Source organism: Streptomyces sp. SCSIO 30461 (genome assembly GCF_037023745.1).
Taxonomy (GTDB): Bacteria; Actinomycetota; Actinomycetes; order Streptomycetales; family Streptomycetaceae; genus Streptomyces.
The window spans coordinates 3,312,610-3,332,227 of record NZ_CP146101.1 but is presented as its reverse complement, the minus strand read 5'-3'; the positions used below and the strand labels follow the sequence as shown (position 1 = coordinate 3,332,227).

At 71.9% G+C, this 19,618-nt stretch carries 6 protein-coding genes; all 6 read right to left on the bottom strand.

Annotation, left to right across the window (positions count from 1 at the left end; genetic code table 11):
* Window positions 1-2: 2 nt before the first annotated feature.
* Window positions 3-13,745: an amino acid adenylation domain-containing protein gene (locus V1460_RS14630; RefSeq protein WP_338674159.1), complete on the bottom strand. Its 13,743-nt coding sequence runs from the start codon at window positions 13,743-13,745 to the stop codon at window positions 3-5.
* 37 nt (window positions 13,746-13,782) lie between these two features.
* Window positions 13,783-14,781: a TauD/TfdA family dioxygenase gene (locus tag V1460_RS14625; RefSeq protein WP_338674158.1), complete on the bottom strand. Its 999-nt coding sequence runs from the start codon at window positions 14,779-14,781 to the stop codon at window positions 13,783-13,785.
* A gap of 8 nt (window positions 14,782-14,789) precedes the next feature.
* Complete coding sequence (locus V1460_RS14620; RefSeq protein ID WP_338674157.1) at window positions 14,790-15,002, bottom strand: MbtH family protein; 213 nt, start codon at window positions 15,000-15,002, stop codon at window positions 14,790-14,792.
* A gap of 225 nt (window positions 15,003-15,227) precedes the next feature.
* Window positions 15,228-16,409: a cytochrome P450 gene (locus tag V1460_RS14615; RefSeq protein ID WP_338674156.1), complete on the bottom strand. Its 1,182-nt coding sequence runs from the start codon at window positions 16,407-16,409 to the stop codon at window positions 15,228-15,230.
* A complete protein-coding gene (locus V1460_RS14610; protein ID WP_338674155.1) occupies window positions 16,403-17,236 on the bottom strand; it encodes a thioesterase domain-containing protein in 834 nt (277 codons plus the stop codon). The genes V1460_RS14615 and V1460_RS14610 overlap by 7 nt, the downstream gene beginning before the upstream one ends.
* Window positions 17,233-19,098: a non-ribosomal peptide synthetase gene (locus V1460_RS14605; RefSeq protein WP_338674154.1), complete on the bottom strand. Its 1,866-nt coding sequence runs from the start codon at window positions 19,096-19,098 to the stop codon at window positions 17,233-17,235. Before V1460_RS14605 ends, V1460_RS14610 begins: the two co-directional genes overlap by 4 nt.
* Between the last annotated feature and the right edge of the window lie 520 nt (window positions 19,099-19,618).

Below are 19,618 nucleotides of genomic sequence, written 5' to 3'. Positions count from 1 at the left end.
GTTCAGTCTCCAAGCTTCTCGGCGAGCACGGCGGCGATCCGTGCCACGGGCTCCGGCTGCGTCATGGCGCCGTGCGTGCAGGTGATGCGGTGCTCCTCGATGCGGCCGTCGATGTACGGTCGCCAGGCCGCCCCGTAGGGCCAGTCGGCAGGCTTGTCGAGCGTGGCGCCGAAGAAGAGGGCGTCGCCCTCGTAGCGGGCGGGAACGTGCTCGTCCATCAGCTTGCGGTGCTGCTCGAAGACATCAGGCAGCACACCTGCGGCTTCGCCCAGGAGAGCGGCCAGTTCGGCTTGCCCCCGTCCGTCGGCCGGGTCATAGCCGAGCGAGGCAAGCAGTTCGGCGAGGGTGTCGACCGGGTCGTCAGAGGGCGGCGGGCCGTCTGCGGCATCCCCGCCGGGATCGGCGGGGATGCCGTCGAGAAGGGCGAGCAGGGCGACCTCCTGGCCCTCCTGCTGAAGGGCGACCGCCATGGCCTGGGCCACCACTCCGCCGAAGGACCAGCCGAGCAGGTGGTAGGGCCCCTGCGGCTGTACGGCGCGGATCTGCCGCACATAGTCCTCGGCGATCTCGGCCACGCAAGACGCCGAGCCTCCGTGCAGACCGCGCGCCTGCAGTCCGTGCACCGCGCGGTCCGGGTCGAGGTGGCGCAGCAGCCCCGAGTAGACCCAGCTGATGCCCGCGGCCGGATGCACGCAGAACAGCGGTGGCTTGGTGCCGCCGGCCCGCAGTGGCAGGAGGACGTCGAGCGCATCGGTGGAGTCGAGGGAGTCGGCGGAGTCGAGGGAGTCGGCAGCTGCCGCACCGGCGCGATCCGGCTGCCGGTCGAGGCGCCGCGCCAGGGCGGCCGCGGTCGGGGCTTCGAACAGGGCTCGCATGCCGAGGTCGGCGCCCAGTGCGGTGCGGATCCTGCCGAGCAGCTTCATGGCGAGCAGCGAGTGGCCGCCGAGGTCGAAGAAGCCATCGTCCACGGATACCGGGACCTCGATGCCGAGGACCTCGGCGAAGAGGTCACAGAGCAGTTCCTCGTGCGGTGTTCGCGGCGTGCGACCGGCGGGTGAGGCGGGGAGGTCCGGGGCGGGGAGGGCGCACCGGTCGACCTTGCCGCTCGCGGTCAGGGGAAGCGCGTCGAGCGTTACGACGGCGGACGGGAGCATATAGCCGGGCAGCGACTCGCCGGCGAAGGCACGCAGTTCGGCACTGTCCAGTGGGCCTTCCGCCACCACGTAGGCGACCAGCCGGGGACCTGCGTTCCCGGCATCCCGGACGGTCACGGTGGCCGCGTGGACCCGGGGATGCCGGGTGAGTGCGTGTTCGACCTCGCCGGGTTCGATGCGGAAGCCGCGGATCTTGACCTGGTGGTCGGTACGGCCCAGGTACTCGATGTCCCCGTCACGGGTTCGACGCACCAGGTCACCGGTGCGGTACATCCTCCCGCCAGGCCCGCCAGGCCCGCCATCGGCCGACAGCGATGCCGACAGGGATGCCGACAGTGTGAACGGATCGGCGACGAAACGCTCCGCCGTCAACCCCGGACGGCCCAGGTAACCGCGCGCCAGACCCGCACCCGCGAGATACAACTCACCGGCGACACCCGACGGGACCGGGTTCAGATGCTCATCGAGCACATAGGCACGCGTACCGAGGACCGCACGCCCCAGACCCGGCCGCTCACCGGCACCCAACGACCGCACCAGCGCGTCCACCGTCGACTCGGTCGGACCGTACAGGTTGTAGGCCACCGTCGCGGGCGCCGCACACAACCGCGTCCACAACGACTGCCCGACCGCCTCACCACCCAACAGCACCACACCCGGTGAACCCGGCGAGCCCAGGGCATCCAGCAACCCCTCATCACACAACTGCTCGGCGTACGACGGAGTCACCTCCACCACATCGATCGACTCCGCCCGCACATGCCGGACCAGCGCAGCGGCATCACGACGCACCTCATCACCCACCAGATGCAACTCATGACCCGCGATCAGCCACAACAGACCGTCCCACGAAGCGTCAAAACACAACGACGCGGTCAACGCCACCCGCCGACGACCCAAACGACCCTCGACCGCACCGATCGGACCCGCCCCACTGCGATGCGACGCAAGCAACGCGGCAATCGAACCGTGACTCACCACCACACCCTTGGGACGCCCCGTCGAACCCGACGTATAGACCACATAGGCAGCGTCGGAGGCGGAGACGGCACGGAGGGCCGGGCCCGCCTCGTCCGGGCGGTGCGAGTCGTCCGGGCAGTGCGGATCGTCCGCCGCGTCCACCGGCAGGACGGGCAGACCGGTGAGGAGTTCGGGCAGCGGCCATCCTTCGCCAATGACCGCGAGCACAGGCGCGGCGTCGGCCAGCATGGCGGCGGTCCGGTCCGCCGGGTACTCCCCATCCAGCGGGAGCGAGGCGGCGCCGGCCTTCAGCACGGCGAGCAGGGCGATCACGGTCTCCGCGGAACGCGGCAGGGCGAGGGCGACCACGTCACCGGGACCCACGCCTGCGGCCACCAGACGGTGCGCAAGACGGTCGACGCCGGCATCCAACCCGGCCCAGCTGAGTCGGGTGTTCCCAGCGACCAGGGCGGTCGCGTCCGGGGTGCGGACGACCTGAGCCTCGAAGGCCTCGGATAGCAGCGGCACGTCGTCAGGCAGGTGGGCTCCGGCGGTCAGCAGTTCCGCCCTGTCCTCGGTGGAAAGCAGGTCCACCCGGCCGATCGGACGGTCGGGACGGGCGGCGACCGCCGTCAGCAGACGGCCGAGTCGGACCGCCATCGACTCGACGGTCTCCCGGTCGAACAGGTCGGTTGCGAAGTCGATCGCGCACTCAAGACCGGCCGGCGCACCGTCGGCGTCGAAGGATTCGCCCATGGCGATGGAGAGGTCGAACTTCGCCGCGTATCCGCCGACCGGTTCGACGATGGCCGACAGGCCGGCGATGTCGAGCGGTGCAGCCGGACCGCCCGCGCTGCCGGTGCGGTCGGCGCCCTGGAGCAGCAGCATCACCTGGAAGAGCGGGTGGCGGGCCAGTGAGCGTGCCGGGTTGAGTTCTTCGACCAGCCGCTCGAACGGAACGTCCTGATGCGCGTAGGCACCGAGGCCGGTCTCCCGGACCCGGCCCAGGAGTTCCGTGAAGGTCGGATCTCCCGAGGTGTCGGTGCGCAGCACCACGGTGTTGACGAAGAAGCCGACCAGGTCGTCCAGCGCCTCGTCCGAACGGCCCGCGACCACCGAGCCGATCGGCACATCGGTACCGGCGCCGAGCCTGGTGAGCAGCGCGGCCAGCCCCGCCTGCAGCGTCATGAACATCGTGACCCGATGCTCACGGCTCAACTCGACCAGCGAACGATGCAGTTCGGAACCCAGAGGGAGGACGACGCGGTCGCCGCCGTGACCGCTGCCCATCCGGCGGGGGCGGTCCACGGGGAGCGACAGTTCCTCCGGGAGGTCGGCCAGGGTGTCCCGCCAGTACGCCAGCTGGTGCGAGACCAGGCTGTCCGGGTCGTCCTCGGCACCGAGCAGCTCCCGCTGCCACAGCGCGTAGTCCGCGTACTGCACCGGCAACGGCTCCCACCCCGGCACCGAGCCCCCGCACCGGGCGGCATAGGCAGCGGCCAGATCCCGCAGCAGCGGATCCATGGACCAGCCGTCGCCGGCGATGTGGTGCAGAACGAGCACGAACAGGTGCTCGTCGGCCGTGTCCGGGAAGAGGTGTGCACGGATGGGGAGTTCGGCCGCGAGGTCGAAAGGAATCGCGGCGCACCCGGCCAGGGCGGCGGCGGGGTCCGTGGGCCGCGCGGTGTGCCGGTCGAAGCGGACCCTGGCATCGGCGGGCGGGACGATCCGCTGCCGGGGTTCGCCGTCCCGCTCGGTGATCAGCGTGCGCAGGACCTCGTGCCGATCGACCACGTCACCGAGGGCGAGTTCGAGTGCGGCCGGATCGAGCGGACCGGTGAGGCGCAGTGCGAGCGGGAGGTTGTAGAGGTCGCTGGGGCCCTCCATCCGGTCGATCAGCCACAGCCGCCGCTGGGCGAAGGAAAGCGGTAGCCGGTCCGGGCGACGGCCTGCCGTCAGCGCAAGCCGCGCCCCGGTGCCGTCCAGCCGCTGGGCCAGACCGGCCACCGTCGGCGCCTCGAAGACGTCCCGGACGCCGATCTCGGCCGCGAACACCGTACGGACCCGGCTGACCAGTTTCATGGCGAGCAGCGAGTGCCCGCCGAGCGCGAAGAAGTCGTCGTCTGCCGAGACCGGCCCTGGAGTTGCGAGGATCTCGCCGAAAAGGCCGCAGAGCAGTAGCTCGCTCGCCGAACGGGCGGATCGGCCACCGGCGAAGAGCCGGAAGTCCGGGGCGGGGAGGGCACGCCGGTCGACCTTGCCGCTGCCGGTGAGCGGCAGTGCTTCGAGGGTGACGACCGCCGCCGGGACCATATGGGCGGGCAGCGCCTGAGCTGCGAAACTACGGAGTTCGATGGACAGTTCCGTGGTGGGGGCGGTGACCGCGCAGTGGGCCACGAGGCGGCGATCGCCGTCCGGAAGCTCGTGCGGGGTGACCACGGCCTGGCGTACGGCCGGATGCCGGGTGAGTGCGTGTTCGATCTCGCCGGGTTCGATGCGGAAGCCGCGGATCTTGACCTGGTGGTCGGTACGGCCCAGGTACTCGATGTCCCCGTCACGGGTTCGACGCACCAGGTCACCGGTGCGGTACATCCTCCCGCCAGGCCCGCCAGGCCCGCCAGGCCCGCCAGGCCCGCCAGTCCCGCCATCGGCCGACAGGGATGCCGACAGTGTGAACGGATCGGCGACGAAACGCTCCGCCGTCAACCCCGGACGGCCCAGGTAACCGCGCGCCAGACCCGCACCCGCGAGATACAACTCACCGGCGACACCCGACGGGACCGGGTTCAGATGCTCATCGAGCACATAGGCACGCGTACCGAGGACCGCACGCCCCAGACCCGGCCGCTCACCGGCACCCAACGACCGCACCAGCGCGTCCACCGTCGACTCGGTCGGACCGTACAGGTTGTAGGCCACCGTCGCGGGCGCCGCACACAACCGCGTCCACAACGACTGCCCGACCGCCTCACCACCCAACAGCACCACACCCGGTGAACCCGGCGAGCCCAGGGCATCCAGCAACCCCTCATCACACAACTGCTCGGCGTACGACGGAGTCACCTCCACCACATCGATCGACTCCGCCCGCACATGCCGGACCAGCGCAGCGGCATCACGACGCACCTCATCACCCACCAGATGCAACTCATGACCCGCGATCAGCCACAACAGACCGTCCCACGAAGCGTCAAAACACAACGACGCGGTCAACGCCACCCGCCGACGACCGAAACGACCCTCGACCGCACCGATCGGACCCGCCCCACTGCGATGCGACGCAAGCAACGCGGCAATCGAACCGTGACTCACCACCACACCCTTGGGACGCCCCGTCGAACCCGACGTATAGACCACATAGGCAGCCGCGTCCGGGGTGATGCGGACGGGTGGGGCATCGGCGGGCAACCCGGCCCAGGTCCGCTCGCCGGCGTCCAGAACGGGGACGGAAAGGTCGTCCAGCACCTCGGGCAGCGGCCAGCCCTCGTCGGTGAGCACGGCCGCAGGGCGGGCGTCGGCCAGCATGGCGGCGGTCCGGTCCGCCGGGTACTCCCCATCCAGCGGGAGGAAGGCGGCGCCGGCCTTCAGCACGGCGAGCAGGGCGATCACGGTCTCCGCGGAACGCGGCAGGGCCAGGGCGACCACGTCATCGGGACCCACGCCTGCGGCCACCAGACCGTGCGCAAGACGGTTGGCACGGGCATCCAACCCGGCATAGCTCAGCCGGGTCGCCCCGCAGACCAGGGCGATATCGTCCGGCGTCGCCGCCACCTGGGCCGCGAAGGACCTCGGGATGAGGGGGACTTCGGTGGGCAGGGGACGCTGGTCGCCGATGAGCGCGGCACGCTCGGCAACCCCCAGCAGGTCGGCGCCGCTGATCCGCCGGCCGGGGCATGCCGTCATCTCCTTGAGCAGCCGCCCGAAGCGGGCGGTGATGGACGCGGCGGTCTCCCGATCGAACAGGTCGGTGGCGAAGTCGATCGCGCAGTCAAGACCGGCCGGCGCACCGTCCGGTCCGAAGAACTCCTCCAGCGTGAAATTGAGGTCGAACTTGGCGACCCCCGTGTCAGCAGGCAGGGCATCGGCACGCAGACCGGCCAGCTCAAGCTCGCCCCCGGCATTGGACTGCAGGACCATCGCCACCTGGAAGAGCGGGTGGCGGGCCAGTGAGCGTGCCGGGTTGAGTTCTTCGACCAGCCGCTCGAACGGAACGTCCTGATGCGCGTAGGCACCGAGGCCGGTCTCCCGGACCCGGCCCAGGAGTTCCGTGAAGGTCGGATCTCCCGAGGTGTCGGTGCGCAGCACCACGGTGTTGACGAAGAAGCCGACCAGGTCGTCCAGCGCCTCGTCCGAACGGCCCGCGACCACCGAGCCGATCGGCACATCGGTACCGGCGCCGAGCCTGGTGAGCAGCGCGGCCAGCCCCGCCTGCAGCGTCATGAACATCGTGACCCGATGCTCACGGCTCAACTCGACCAGCGAACGATGCAGTTCGGCATCGATCGGTAGAGCGACCCGCTCGCCTTGATGGTCGGCACGGGCTCCGCGCGGCCGGTCGGTGGGGAGCGCGAGCTCCTCCGGGAGGTCGGCCAGGGTGTCCCGCCAGTACGCCAGCTGGTGCGAGACCAGGCTGTCCGGGTCGTCCTCGGCACCGAGCAGCTCCCGCTGCCACAGCGCGTAGTCCGCGTACTGCACCGGCAACGGCTCCCACCCCGGCACCGAGCCCCCGCACCGGGCGGCATAGGCAGCGGCCAGATCCCGCAGCAGCGGGCCCATGGACCAGCCGTCGCCGACGATATGGTGCAGGGCGACGACCAGCACATGCTCTTCGGGCGCGATCCGGAGCAGGCTGAGCCTGATCGGCGGTTCGGCGGCCAGGTCGAAGGGGCGGCGGGCGGCCAGGTCGACCTCGGCGTCCACCGCGTCGGGTGCGCAGTCGCGCTGTTCGATCGTGAGCGCAGTCTCGCCCGGAGCGAGGACCGACTGGTAGGGCTCTCCGTCGTGCTCCGCGATCACGGTGCGCAGGACCTCGTGCCGGACGACCAGGTCACCGAGGGCCAGTTCGAGGGCGGCCGGATCGAGCGGACCGGTGAGGCGCAGCGCGAGTGGCATGTTGTAAAGCGCGCTGGGGCCCTCCATCCGGTCGATCAGCCACAGCCGCCGCTGGGCGAAGGAAAGCGGCAGGCGCTCGGGGCGTTCACCGGCCGTCAGCGTGAGCCGGGTTCCGGTGCCGTCCAGCCGCTGGGCCAGAGCAGCCACCGTCGGCGCCTCGAAGACGTCCCGGATGCCGATCTCGGCGCCGAGCACCGAGCGGATCCGGCTGAGCAGCCTGGTGGCCAGGAGCGAGTGCCCGCCCAGCGCGAAGAAGTCGTCGTCGGCCGAGACCGGTCCGGCCACGTCCAGCACCTCGCCGAACAGGCCGCAGAGGATCTCCTCTCGGGCCGATCTGGCCGCCCTGCCTCCGGTGGACGACGTGAAGTCGGGTTCGGGCAGCGCGGACCGGTCGAGCTTGCCGTTGACGTTGAGCGGCAGCGCCTGGAGCGTGGTGAAGGCCGCCGGGACCATGTAGTCCGGCAGGGTGGCGGACGCATGGGTGCGCAGCGACGCAGGGTCGAGCGGGCTGTCGGCCACGACGTAGGCCGCCAGCCGGGTGCCGGCTGAACCGTACTCGTACGGCAGCACCACGGCCTGGAGGACGTCGGGGTGGGCGGCCAGGACGGTTTCGATCTCGCCGAGTTCGATGCGGAAGCCGCGCACCTTGACCTGGTGGTCGGTGCGGCCCAGGTACTCGATCCGGCCGTCCGCCCGGCGCCTTGCGAGGTCGCCTGTGCGGTACATCCGCCCGCCATCGGCCGGGGAAGGCCCGGCCGATGCGAACGGATCCGCGACGAACCGCTCGGCGGTCAGTGCGGGGCGGCCGAGATAGCCGCGGGCCAGTCCGGCTCCGCTCAGGTACAGCTCACCGGGGACACCGGGCGGGACAGGCCGCAGACCGGCGTCCAGGACGTGTGCCCGGAGGTTCGACAGCGGTCGGCCGATGAGCGGGCGCGGGTCACCGGAGAGCCGCTGGTGCAGCGCGTCCACGGTGCACTCGGTGGGGCCGTACACATTGAGCACGATGGTGTCGGGTGCGGCGGAGAGCGTGGTCCAGAGGCTCTGGCCGAAGGCCTCGCCGCCGACCATCAGGAGGGCCGGTGGGCAGCGGTCGAGCAGACCTTCGTCGACCAGGCGCTCGGTGAGCCCGGGGGTGACGTCGTAGACGTCGATCCCGGTGTCCTCGGCGTAGCGGACGATCGCGGCGGCGTCGCGGCGCAGGTCGTCGTCGAGTACATGCACTTCGTGACCGGCGACCATCCAGAGCAGCGCTTCAAGGGCTGTGTCGAAGGAGAACGAGGCGGTCTGGGCGAATCTGAACCTCCTCCCCGGGTGGGCCCGCCGGGTGGTGGCGATGGTCTCGTCGCGATGGAAGGCGTACAGGTTGGCGAGGCCGTCGTGGCGGACCACGACACCTTTGGGACGGCCGGTGGAGCCGGATGTGTAGATGAGGTACGCGGCGTTGGCCGGGTGGACGCGGACGGGCGGCGGGTCCGCGGGCCGCTCGGCCCAGGTCCGCTCGCCGGCGTCCAGGACGGGGACGGAAAGGTCGTCGAGCACCTCGGGCAGCGGCCAGCCCTCGTAGGTGAGCACAGCCGCCGAGCGGGCGTCGGCCAGCATATGGGCGATACGGTCGCGGGGGTACTCGGCGTCCAGCGGCAGGAACGCCGCACCGGACTTGAGCACGGCGAGTTCGGCGATCACCGTCTGCACCGAGCGGGGCAGCGCGAGGGCGACCACGTCCTCAGGACCCACACCGGAGGCGATCAGGCCATGCGCGAGGCGGTTGGCGCGCGCTTCCAGCTCGGCGTAGCTCAGCCGGGCTTCGCCGAGTACCAGGGCCGTGAGATCAGGGGTCGCCGCCGCCTGGGCCGCGAAGGCCACCGGGAGGAGCGGCAGTTCGGTGGTCCTGGCCGTGTCGTGCCATTCGGCCAGCGCGGCCCTGCCGGACTCGCCCAGTACGTCCAGCTCGGCGACCGGCAGATGGGGGTCGTCGGCGGCCTGGGCGAGCAGGCGCAGCAGGGCGTCTGCGAGCCGTTCGGCGGTGGCCCGGTCGAACAGCTCGGTGGCGTACTCCAGACCGCCTTCGAGACCGGCCGGGCTGCCGTCCCGGTGGTGGCGCTCGGAGAGGTTGAGCGTGAGGTCGAATGCGGTGCTGGGCAGGCCGAGCGGCTCGTACGCGGCGCGGGTGCCGGGGAACTCGGGACCGCCGCCCGCCGTGTTGTCGAAGGCGATCATCACCTGGAAGAGCGGGTGCCGGGCCAGCGTGCGGAGCGGGTTGAGCTCCTCGACCAGCCGCTCGAACGGAACGTCCTGATGCGCGTAGGCGGCCAGGTCGGCCTTGCGGACCCGGTCCAGCAGCTCGGCGAAGGTGGGCCTGCCGCCGAGGTCGGTACGCAGCACCAGGGTGTTGGCGAAGAAGCCGACCAGCTCGTCGAGGGCCGGGTCGAGGCGGCCTGCCATCGGGGTGCCCATCGGCAGGTCGTCACCGGCGCCGAAACGGTGCAGCAGGGTGGCGTAGGCGGCCTGGAGCACCATGAAGAGCGTGGCGCCGTGCTCGGCGGCCAGGCCCGCGAGCCGTCTGTGCAGGTCCGCGTCCAGCGCCAGCGGGACGACATCGCCGCGATGGCCGGCGACGGCAGGGCGCGGACGGTCGAGCGGGAGCGGCAGTTCGTCCGGAAGTCCTGCCAGTGCCTCCCGCCAGTGGTCGAGTTGGCGGGACAGCTGGGACCGCGGGTCGGTGTCCGCGCCGAGCAGCCGTTGCTGCCAGAGGGTGTAGTCGGCGTACTGCACCGGCAGCGGCTCCCAGTCGGGCACCGAGCGGTCGCGGCGGGCGGTGTAGGCCTCGGCGAGGTCCCGGAAGAGCGGGCGCAGCGACCAACCGTCGCTGGCGATGTGGTGCATCACCAGCAGCAGCACATGCTCATCGGCCGACTCGCGGCGCAGATAGGCGTGCAGTGGTATGTCGACGGCCAGGTCGAAGGTGTGGCCGACCAGCTCCTGCACCGGGCGGTCGGTGACGGTCAGCAGCGGAGCCGGGGGCGCGGGCAGCACCTGCTGGTACGGGACGCCGTCGTACTCGCCGAACACCGTACGCAGCGTCTCGTGGCGGGCGGCGACATCGCCGAGTGCGCGTTCCAGGGCGTCCGCGTCAAGGGGGCCGGTGAGCCGGAGGGCGAGCGTGACGTTGTAGGTGGCGGTGGGGCCCTCGGCCTGGCCGAGGAACCACAGGCGGCGCTGGGCGAAGGAGACCGGCAGGCGCTCGGGCCTGGTTTCGGGGCGCAGCGCGGGCCGGGACGGGTCCGTGGCGAGCCGGGCTGCCAGGGCGGCGACGGTCGGGGACTGGAAGAGATCGCCGATGGCCAGCTCGGCGCCGAGTTCGGTACGCGCCCGGCCGATCAGGCGGGTGGCCAGCAGGGAGTGTCCGCCGAGTTCGAAGAAGTCGTCGTCGATGGTGATGTCGTCGATGCCCAGGATCTCGCCGAAGAGCGTGCACAGGGTGCGCTCGCGCTCGTCGCGCGGGGCGCGGCCGGTGTCGGATGCGCCCAGCTCGGGGGCGGGGAGCGCCCGCCGGTCGACCTTGCCGTTGGCGTTGAGCGGCAGGGCCGGGAGCACGACGACGGCCGAGGGGACCATGTAGCCGGGGAGGGTCTCGGCGGCGAACTGCTTGAGCTCGGCGTCCAGTCCGTGATTCTCACCGAGGGTGGGGCCGGTCACCGAGCAGTAGCCGACCAGCCGGGTGTCCCCGGGGCGGTCCTCGCGGGGGATCACGATGACCTGGCGGACGGCGGGGTGTCGGGACAGCACCGCCTCGATCTCGCCCGGCTCGATCCGGAACCCACGCACCTTGACCTGGCCGTCGACCCTGCCGAGGAACTCGATCGCGCCGTCGGCTCTGCGCCGGACCAGGTCGCCGGTCCGGTACATTCGCCCTCCTTGCCCGCCATCGGGCAGCGGGAGCCCGGCCGGCGCGAACGGGTCGGCGACGAACCGCTCGGCCGTCAGCGCCGGACGACGCCAGTAGCCGCGCGCCAGGCCGGCGCCGGCCACGTACAGCTCACCCGGCACCCCGGGTGGGACGGGCCGCAGCATGGCGTCGAGTACGTACGCGCGCATGTTGTCCAGCGGGGCGCCGATCGGCGGCCGGGGGCCGGCCAGGTCGGCGGGGGCGAGGTGGTGGTGGGTGGCGAAGGTGGTGGCTTCGGTGGGCCCGTAGACATGTGCCAGCAGCAGTTCGGGACAGTGGTCGAGGACACGCCGCATCAGGGTGCCGGAGGCGGCCTCGCCGCCGGTGCAGACGGTCCGCAGGGCACGGAATGTCTCCGGGGACTGCTCGGCGACCAGGTCGAACAGCGCCTTGGTGAGGAAGACGGCGGTGACTTCATGCCGGATGGCGGCGGTGTGCAGGGCCTCGGCGTCCATGTTGCCCGGCGGTGCGACGACCACCGTGCCACCGGACAGCAGGGGTGTCCACAGTTCGTAGGTGGCGGCGTCGAAGGCGTGCGGGGAGTGGAACAGGATCCGCCGGTGGCGGCCGTCCTGCCAGCGGCGGTCGGCGGCGAGGTCGACCACGTCGCGGTGGCGGACCGCGACGCCCTTGGGGATGCCGGTGGAGCCGGAGGTGAACATCACGTAGGCCAGCCGGTCGGGGTGCACCGGGATACCGGGGTCATGCGCCGGGGCTCCCGCCTCGTCGCCGGGCCGGACGACGACGGCGGTGTGCGCGAATCCCGGGTCGGCGCGGTCGGTGAGCAGAACGGGGGCTTCGGTGTCGGCGAGCAGCGCGGCCATCCGCTCCGGCGGCAGACTGGCGTGTATCGGGACGTAGCAGCCGCCGGCCTTCAGCACAGCCAGGGTGGCGACGACCAGATCGACCGAGCGCTCCATCTGCAGGACGACCGGGGACTCCGGGCCGACGCCGGAGGCGATCAGATGGTGCGCCATCCGGTTGGCGCGGGTGTCGAGTTCGGCGTAGCCGAGGCTGCCCCCGTCGTGGACGAGCGCGACCGCGTCCGGGGTACGGGCGGCCTGGGCTTCGAACAGCTCGGGCAGTGAGCCGCGCGGAACGGGCGCGGCGGTGGCGTTCCACTCGTCGGACAGGAGGCGGTGCTCATCAGGGGCAAGGATGTCGAGGGCGCCGATCGGCGCGTCAGGGGCGGCGGCCGCGGCGGTGAGCAGGCGGCCCAGACGCTCGAACAAGGTGGTGACGGTGCCGCGGTCGTAGAGGTCGGCCGCGTATTCGACCGACCCGGCTAGGCCGGCGGGGGCGCCGTCGGGGGTTCGGCGCTCGGTGATGCCGATGTTGAGATCGAACTTGGCGACCCTGAGGCCGAGCGGTTCGGGCTCCGCATCCAGTCCCTGGAGTCCGAGCTCGCCCTCCTCGTGGTTCTGCAGGACGAGCAGGGTCTGGAACAGCGGGTGGCGGCCGAGGGCGCGTACCGGGTTGACCTCCTCGACCAGCCGCTCGAACGGGACGTCCTGGTGGGCGAAGGCGTCGAGCTGGGACTCCCTCACCCGGCTCAGGAGTTCGGCGAAGGAGGGGTCTCCCGAGGTGTCGGTGCGCAGCACCAGGGTGTTGACGAAGAAGCCGACCAGGTCGTTCAGCGCCTCGTCGGAGCGGCCGGCCACTCCGGTGCCCAGGGGGATGTCGGTACCGGCGCCGAGCCGGGTGAACAGCGCGGCGAGTCCGGCCTGGAGGACGGAGAACAGGGTGGAGCGGTGGTGGCGCGCCAGGTCGGCGAGCGCGGTGTGCAGTTCGGGTCCGTAGCCGAACGGAACGGCGTCGGCTGCCCCGGTCGGGGCGGGCGGGCGGGGGCGGTCGACCGGCAGCTCCAGCTCCTCCGGCAGTCCGGAAAGTGCTCCCCTCCAGTAGTCGAGTTGACGGCTCATCAGACTGCCCGGGTCGACCTCGTCACCGAGCAGCTCGCGCTGCCAGAGCGTGTAGTCGGCGTACTGCACCGGCAGCGGCTCCCAGTCGGGGGCGGCTCCGTCCAGGCGGGCGGCATAGGCGGTGGCGAGGTCGCGCAGCAGCGGGCCGAGCGACCAGCCGTCGCCGGCGATGTGGTGGAGCACCACGAGCAGCACGTGCTCGGTGGAAGGGGTGACGGAGTGCGGGGTGGCCGAGGTGGCCGAGGTGGTCAGGGCAGCTGGGGTTGGCGGGGTGGCGGTGAGTGAGAAGACCGTGACCCGGATGGGCAGTTCGGCGCTCAGGTCGAAGGTGCGGGCCGCGGCCCGGTCCCGGAGGCCGGGATAGTCGCCCGGTGCGCAGTCCACCGTCTCGAAGGCGATCTCCGCCTCCGACGACGGCAGGATCCGCTGCACCGGCACTCCCCCGACCACCGGGAACACCGTGCGCAGGGCCTCGTGCCTTGCGACCACGTCCTCCGTCGCCGCGCGCAGCGCGACGACGTCGAGCGTGCCGCGCAGGCGGACCGCGAACGGCAGGTTGTAGAGCGCGGTCGGCCCTTCGATCTGGTCGACAAGCCAGAGACGCTGTTGTGCGTACGAAACCGGGATCACGGTGCTTCCTCTGCTCACGTCACGGCATGGTTGGTGTTCGGGTTGCCTGGTTGCCTCAGGCGAGGACCGCGGTGGTGGGGCGCACCGTGGGCCGACAGTCCAGGAGTTCCACGGGGTGGCCCATCGCGACGGCGATCTTCCGGTCGCCTCGGAACGGGTCACGGCCGTGCGCGCAGAGCACGTTGTCGACCAGCATCACGTCGCCGACCTGCCAGGTCTCGCGAACGGTGGCGGCTTCGTAGGCCGCGTTGAGGGCGTCCACTTCCTCCCGGGAGAGCGGCTCACCGTCGCCGAAACCGGTGTTGAACGGCAGGCCGTCCGGGCCGAACTCGTCGACCATGGCCTCCCGGATGTCCGGGTGGAGCGACCATTCGTTCCAGAAGGCCAGATGGTTGAACCAGACCTCCTCGCCCGTCTGCGGGTGGTGGATGGTGGCCGAACGCAGCTGGCCGGTGCGCAGGTTTCCGTCCGGCTGCCACTCCCAGGTGATTCCGTTCTCCCTGCAGTACCCCTCGACGTCTGCCCGCTCCTCGGTGCCGAAGGTGGTACGCCAGCCGAGCGAGACATAGTCCGAGTAGTTGCGGGTGAGGGTCCAGCCGGAGGCCCGGCCCCGCTCGGCGAGGTGCTCGGGAAGCCCGGCGAGGACCTTGCGGACGTCGGCGGTCGGGGTGGCGCCGCCCGTTTCGGGGGCGGTCAGGCAGGCGAAGAGCAGCCGCCCGGGGAAGGTCAGGGTGTAGCTGTTCTCGTTGTGCATCCGGATCGACTGAGCCGGCGGCAGGTCGGTGGACGAGAAGACGCCGTCGCCGAAGTCGCTGCGCGGGGTGGCCTTCTCCCGGTACGGGGTGGGCTCGGGGATCAGCACATCGCGGACAGCGGCGACATCCGCGGCCTGCGCCACCGGCAGCCCGCGCAGGAAGATCGTGCCGTGCTCGTGCAGGGCGGCGGTCAGTGCCGTCTCGTTCTCACGCAGCCACTCGCAGGCCTCGGCGATGCCGGCGGCAGCCGGGACATGGGTGAGGGCGGGACGGCCGGGGTTCAGCTCCCAGGTCGGCATGTCGACGCTCACCGCTGGTCGAGGGCGGCGAGCAGGCTCGCGGGGCGGATGTCGGTCCAGTTGGCCTCGATCCAGTCGAGGCACTCCTGGCGGGTGGCCTCGCCGTGGACGGTGGTCCAACCGGCCGGCACGTCGATCCAGACCGGCCAGAGCGAGTGCTGGTTCTCGTCGTTGGCCAGGACCAGGTAGGTGGCGTTGTCGTCCTCGAACGGGTTGCTCATGATGGCCTCCGTAGGTGGGTGGTGCTCCGGGGTGCGATTCGAAGGTAGGGGCGCCGTACGGCTGTGAGCGGCACAAGCTCCGGCAGGAGAGCGGCAGTTACCGTGGTGCCGCACTACCCCACGGCCCCGCGCCGAGAGCCTCGGCAGCACCGGTCCGCGTCGTGGTGCCTTCGCGTGACGGTCCGTCGGCCCGCACCGGGAGGATCAGACGGACCGGGCGGACGATCAACGAGGGGTGAGGCGGACCGGGAAGTGGTCGAGGCCGAAGTTGATGATGGAACGGTTGTACTGGACCGACCCGGTCGGCTCGATTCGGGCCGCCCTCGCCAGTGCGGCCGAGTACAGCGCGCTCAACTCCGCCTTGGCGAGTGGCGCACCGATGCAGTAGTGCGCGCCCAGGCCCAGTGCGAGGTGCTTGTTGGGCGAGCGGTCCAGCCGGATCTCCTCGGGTTGCTCGAAGGCTTCCGGGTCGCGGTTGGCGGACCACACCCACACCGCGACCCGGTCGCCGCGGCGGATCTGCCGTCCGCCCAGTTCGATGTCCCGGGTGGCGGTGCGCAGCGTGTGCAGACCCACCGAGGTCCAGCGCAGAAGTTCGTCGACGGCCGAGTCCATGGACACCTCTCCCCGCTGCAACCTCTGCCAGAGGTCGGGGCGCTGGATCAGCGTCTGCAGTCCCATCGCGGCCGTGTGCCGCACCGTCTGGACCCCGCCCACCACGATGTTGTCCAGGTTGAGCACCACGTCCTCGACCGGCAGCAGCCGCCCGCCGACCTTGTACGTGGCCATCATGGAGATCAGGTCGTCGCGCGGGTCCGAGCGGCGCAGCATCACCTGGTGCAGCAGGTAGGGAATCAATTGCTGGTGCCCGGCGCGGCGCTCCTCCGGGGTGCGGCCGAGGAAGGCCACATCGCAGACCCTGACCACCATGTCGCGGTCCTTCTCGGGGACGTCCAGCAGATCGCACATGACAGCGAGCGGAAGCGCGGAGACCACGTCGACCAGGTCCACCTCGCCCTGCTCGACGGCCCGGTCGAAGAGCTCACCGGCCCGTTCCGTGATCGAGCGCGCGGCGCCGCACACACCGCTTTTGGAGAAGAACGGGTTGGCGGGGGCGCGCAGTTCGCGGTGGCGGGGCGGATCGGTGAGGGCCATCATCCGGCCCGATCCGACCGGCACCTTGCCCTCCCCCGCGCCGAGCAGCGAGCCGGACTCCGAGCTGAACACGGCCGCGTTACGCAGGACGTCCGCCGACTCCCGGTAGGTGAGTACGGACCAGACAGGGCCGTCGTCAACGGTGTCGGTGAGATGGACGGAGGCCTCGCGGCGCAGCTCGGCGACCAGCTCCGGGGTGTCGGGCCTGGCCCACAGGTCCGGGTCGGTGAGGTCGATGGTGGTGGTCAGCATGACGGCTCCCTGCGGGCGGTGGCGGAGGAGGCGGATGCCTGACGGCCCGCCAGAAGATTGGTCAGGAGGTCGACCGGCCCGGCCTGGCCGACGGTGGCGAGCAGGTGCCCACCGGGGACGACGCGGTGGGTGAAGGCACCGCGGGTGTGAGCGGCCCATCCGGTGAGGCCGGTGGTGGCAAGCATCGGGTCGTCGGCTCCGGCGAGCGCATGGAGGGCGGAGCCGATCGGCGCGTGCGGCCGATGGCGGTAGGTGGCACAGACGGCGAGGTCGGCTCGGATGGTGCCGAGCGCGAGTTCGACCAGGTGGGGATCGGCTCGCACCAGCTCCTCCAAGCCGGTGAGTCTGAGGAGTTCGGCCGCGTCCAAATCCCTGGACTCGCGCTGGGTCCACTCGGCTGGGGATGGCGCGCCGACCGCGACCACCAGTTCGGGTCGGCGGTCGGCGGGCAGTGCGCGGGCGACCTCATAGGCGAGCAGGGCGCCCAGACTCTGTCCGTAGAACCCGAACCTGCCGCCGTCGCCGCCGGTCAGGTGCGGGGACAGAGCCTCAGCGACGGCGGCCACCAGAGCGTCGAAGTCCGGCGGCATCGGGTGCCGGCTGCGACCGCCCCGGGCCGGCGGGCGCAGCGCCCAGACCTCGGCGACGGGGGCGATGGCCCGGGCGAGCGGGGTGTAGGCAGTGGCATCCCCGCCGGCGTGCGGGAAGCAGAACAGCCGGAAGGGGCGGTGGGGTTGGGGAGCCGGGACGAGGAGCCAGTCGCCTTCGGCCCGGGGGCGGACACTGCGTGCGGCGGGGCTGTTGAGGGGGGCGGTCGATCCGGTCATCGGACGGCCTCACGGCGGGCGGTGAGGCTCGGGCGGGCGGCCGCTGGACCAGCCGCGGCGGCCCGGCGGACGGCGGCGGTGAACTCGGCCAGGTCGGCGGCATCCAGCAGGTGGCGGAGCTGGAGTTCGACGTCGAGCTTGCGGCGCAGCAGGTGGACGATGCGCAGGGCGGCGAGCGAGTGACCCCCGAGGGAGAAGAAGTCGTCGGTCGGCTCGACGCGGGAGACGCCGAGTACGGTGCGCCAGACCTCGGTGATCTGCTCGTCCAGGCCCGGTTCCGTCGCTTCCGCTGCCGCTTGCGAAGCGCCGGGCGACTCGACGTCGGCGGCGACGCCCGTCACCATGGCGGGCAGTGCGCGGTGGTCGACCTTGCCGTTCGGGGTGAGCGGAAGGGCGTCCAGCACGGTCACGGTGGACGGCACAAGGTGCCCGGGCAGCGTGCGGCGCAGCTCGGCGAGCAGTTCGGCGGGACGGACCGCCGCACCCGTCACATAGCCGGCCAGTCGCTGATCCCCCGGCGCGGCCTCGTGCACGGTGACCGCGGCGGCGGTCACCCCGGCCGCGGCGCTCAGCGCGTGCTCGACCTCGCCCAGTTCGATACGGAAGCCGCGCAGCTTGATCTGGCGGTCCACCCTGCCGACGTACTCCAGGAGGCCGTCGGCGGAGCGGCGGGCCTGGTCACCTGTGCGGTACATGCGGGCGCCGGGCTCCGACGCGAACGGGTCCGCCACGAAACGGCCCGCGGTCAGCTCCGGGCGGCCCTGGTAGCCGTGTGCCAGGCCGGGCCCGGCCAGATACAGCTCGCCGACCGCCCCGGTGGCTGTCACGGGAGCGAGCCGGTCGTCCAGCAGGTGGGCGCGGACGCCGGGCAGCGGCTCGCCGAGGTGCGGGCCGGAACCGGCGATCGGGGTGGTGATCGCGTCGACGGTGCATTCGGTGGGCCCGTACAGGTTGAGCGCGTCGAAGCCGCCGTCGGCCAGTTCGCGCCAGGTCCGCTCGGGTACCGGCTCGCCGCCCATGAACAGCCGCGGGACTCGGGTACCGGTCAGCGGCTCGCGGAGCAACTGCCAGTGCGAGGGTGTCAGGTCCAGGTCGGTGACGCCGTGTTCGGCGAGCAACCGCGCGAGGCCCACCGGTTCGGCTCTCCGGGCGTCATCGATCACCACCAGCGTGTCGCCCCGGCAGATCCGGATCCACTGCTGCACGGAGGCGTCGAAGGAGACACTGGCGTTCCAGGCGACGACGCCCGGCTCCGGCCGGTAGGCGCCGCTGAGTTCCAGGGCTGCGGCGAGGTCGGCGACGGCTCCGTGCGGGACTTCCACGCCTTTGGGGCGGCCGGTCGAACCGGAGGTGTAGATGACATAGGCGGAGTCGAGCGGGTGCGGGGTGGACTCGGCCGCGTGAACGTCGGTGCCGGGACCTGCCGGGTCGTCGGCGTCCGGGCGCAGCACCGCGACGCCGTCCGGGACGGGCGGTGCGGTTTCGGCGCTGACCACGGCGGTGAGGCGGGCGTCGGCTGCCATGAAGGCGATCCGCTCGGCCGGGTACGCCGGGTCGAGCGGGACGTACGCGGCTCCGGCACGCCAGGTGGCGAGCAGCGCGACCGGCAGGTCGGCGGTTCGTGCCAGGTGGATGCCGACCCGGTCGCCGCGCCGGACGCCGGACGCCCGCAAGGCGGCGGCCAGGGTGGCGGTGCGGCGGTCCAGGGCCGCGAAGTCGAGGCTGCCGTCGACGGCGTGCACGGCGGCCCGCCCGGGGTGGGCGGCGCAGACGGCGCGGAGGCGGGTCAGCAGGTCGGCGGCGGGGGCCGGGGCGGGTGCGGGGGTGGAGATGGTGGCGTACGGTTCGGCGAAGGTGGTCATGCGAGGACACTCCTCGGTGCTTGGCGGTCTGGATGGTCGGTTCGCTGTGGGTGGCTGTGGCATCGGAGGGGGACGGTGACCGGTGTCTGCGGCTGTACCGTCCAGGGCGGTGGTCCGGACACGTGTCTCAGCCTCGGCCGCGGTGCCGGCTGCACCGGCCTGTCGGATGGGCGGGGGTGCTGGATGGGCGGGTTCCGGTGAGCGGATTTCGGTGATCGGGTCGGGCGAGTGGAACCGGCGGCGCCGCGTGGCGGGGAACACATGGCGGGGACTACGGGGCCCGACCGGGGTGACCGGTGGTATCCGGCAGGCAGCGCCTCGACCAGCGGGCCCACCGCGTGGCCCGCGTCGAGTGGCTGCGCCGGGCGGGCGGGGCATCGGGTGGAACGAGCAGGCGGCACAGAGGCGTCAGGGCCGGCGCGACGGGCAGACCCACCCCTCCGGCACCGCCCACGAGGCGAAACGGACGGTGGATCGGACGGGAGCGGCGTACGGTCCCGAACGGCCCCGCCTCGGCCGG

Bases quoted from the DNA above. Each gene is read 5' to 3' on its own strand.
- V1460_RS14620 (WP_338674157.1), bottom strand. From the start codon at position 15,002: ATGAGCAACCCGTTCGAGGACGACAACGCCACCTACCTGGTCCTGGCC.
- V1460_RS14605 (WP_338674154.1), bottom strand. From the start codon at position 19,098: ATGACCACCTTCGCCGAACCGTACGCCACCATCTCCACCCCCGCACCC.
- V1460_RS14615 (WP_338674156.1), bottom strand. From the start codon at position 16,409: ATGCTGACCACCACCATCGACCTCACCGACCCGGACCTGTGGGCCAGG.
- V1460_RS14610 (WP_338674155.1), bottom strand. From the start codon at position 17,236: ATGACCGGATCGACCGCCCCCCTCAACAGCCCCGCCGCACGCAGTGTC.
- V1460_RS14625 (WP_338674158.1), bottom strand. From the start codon at position 14,781: ATGCCGACCTGGGAGCTGAACCCCGGCCGTCCCGCCCTCACCCATGTC.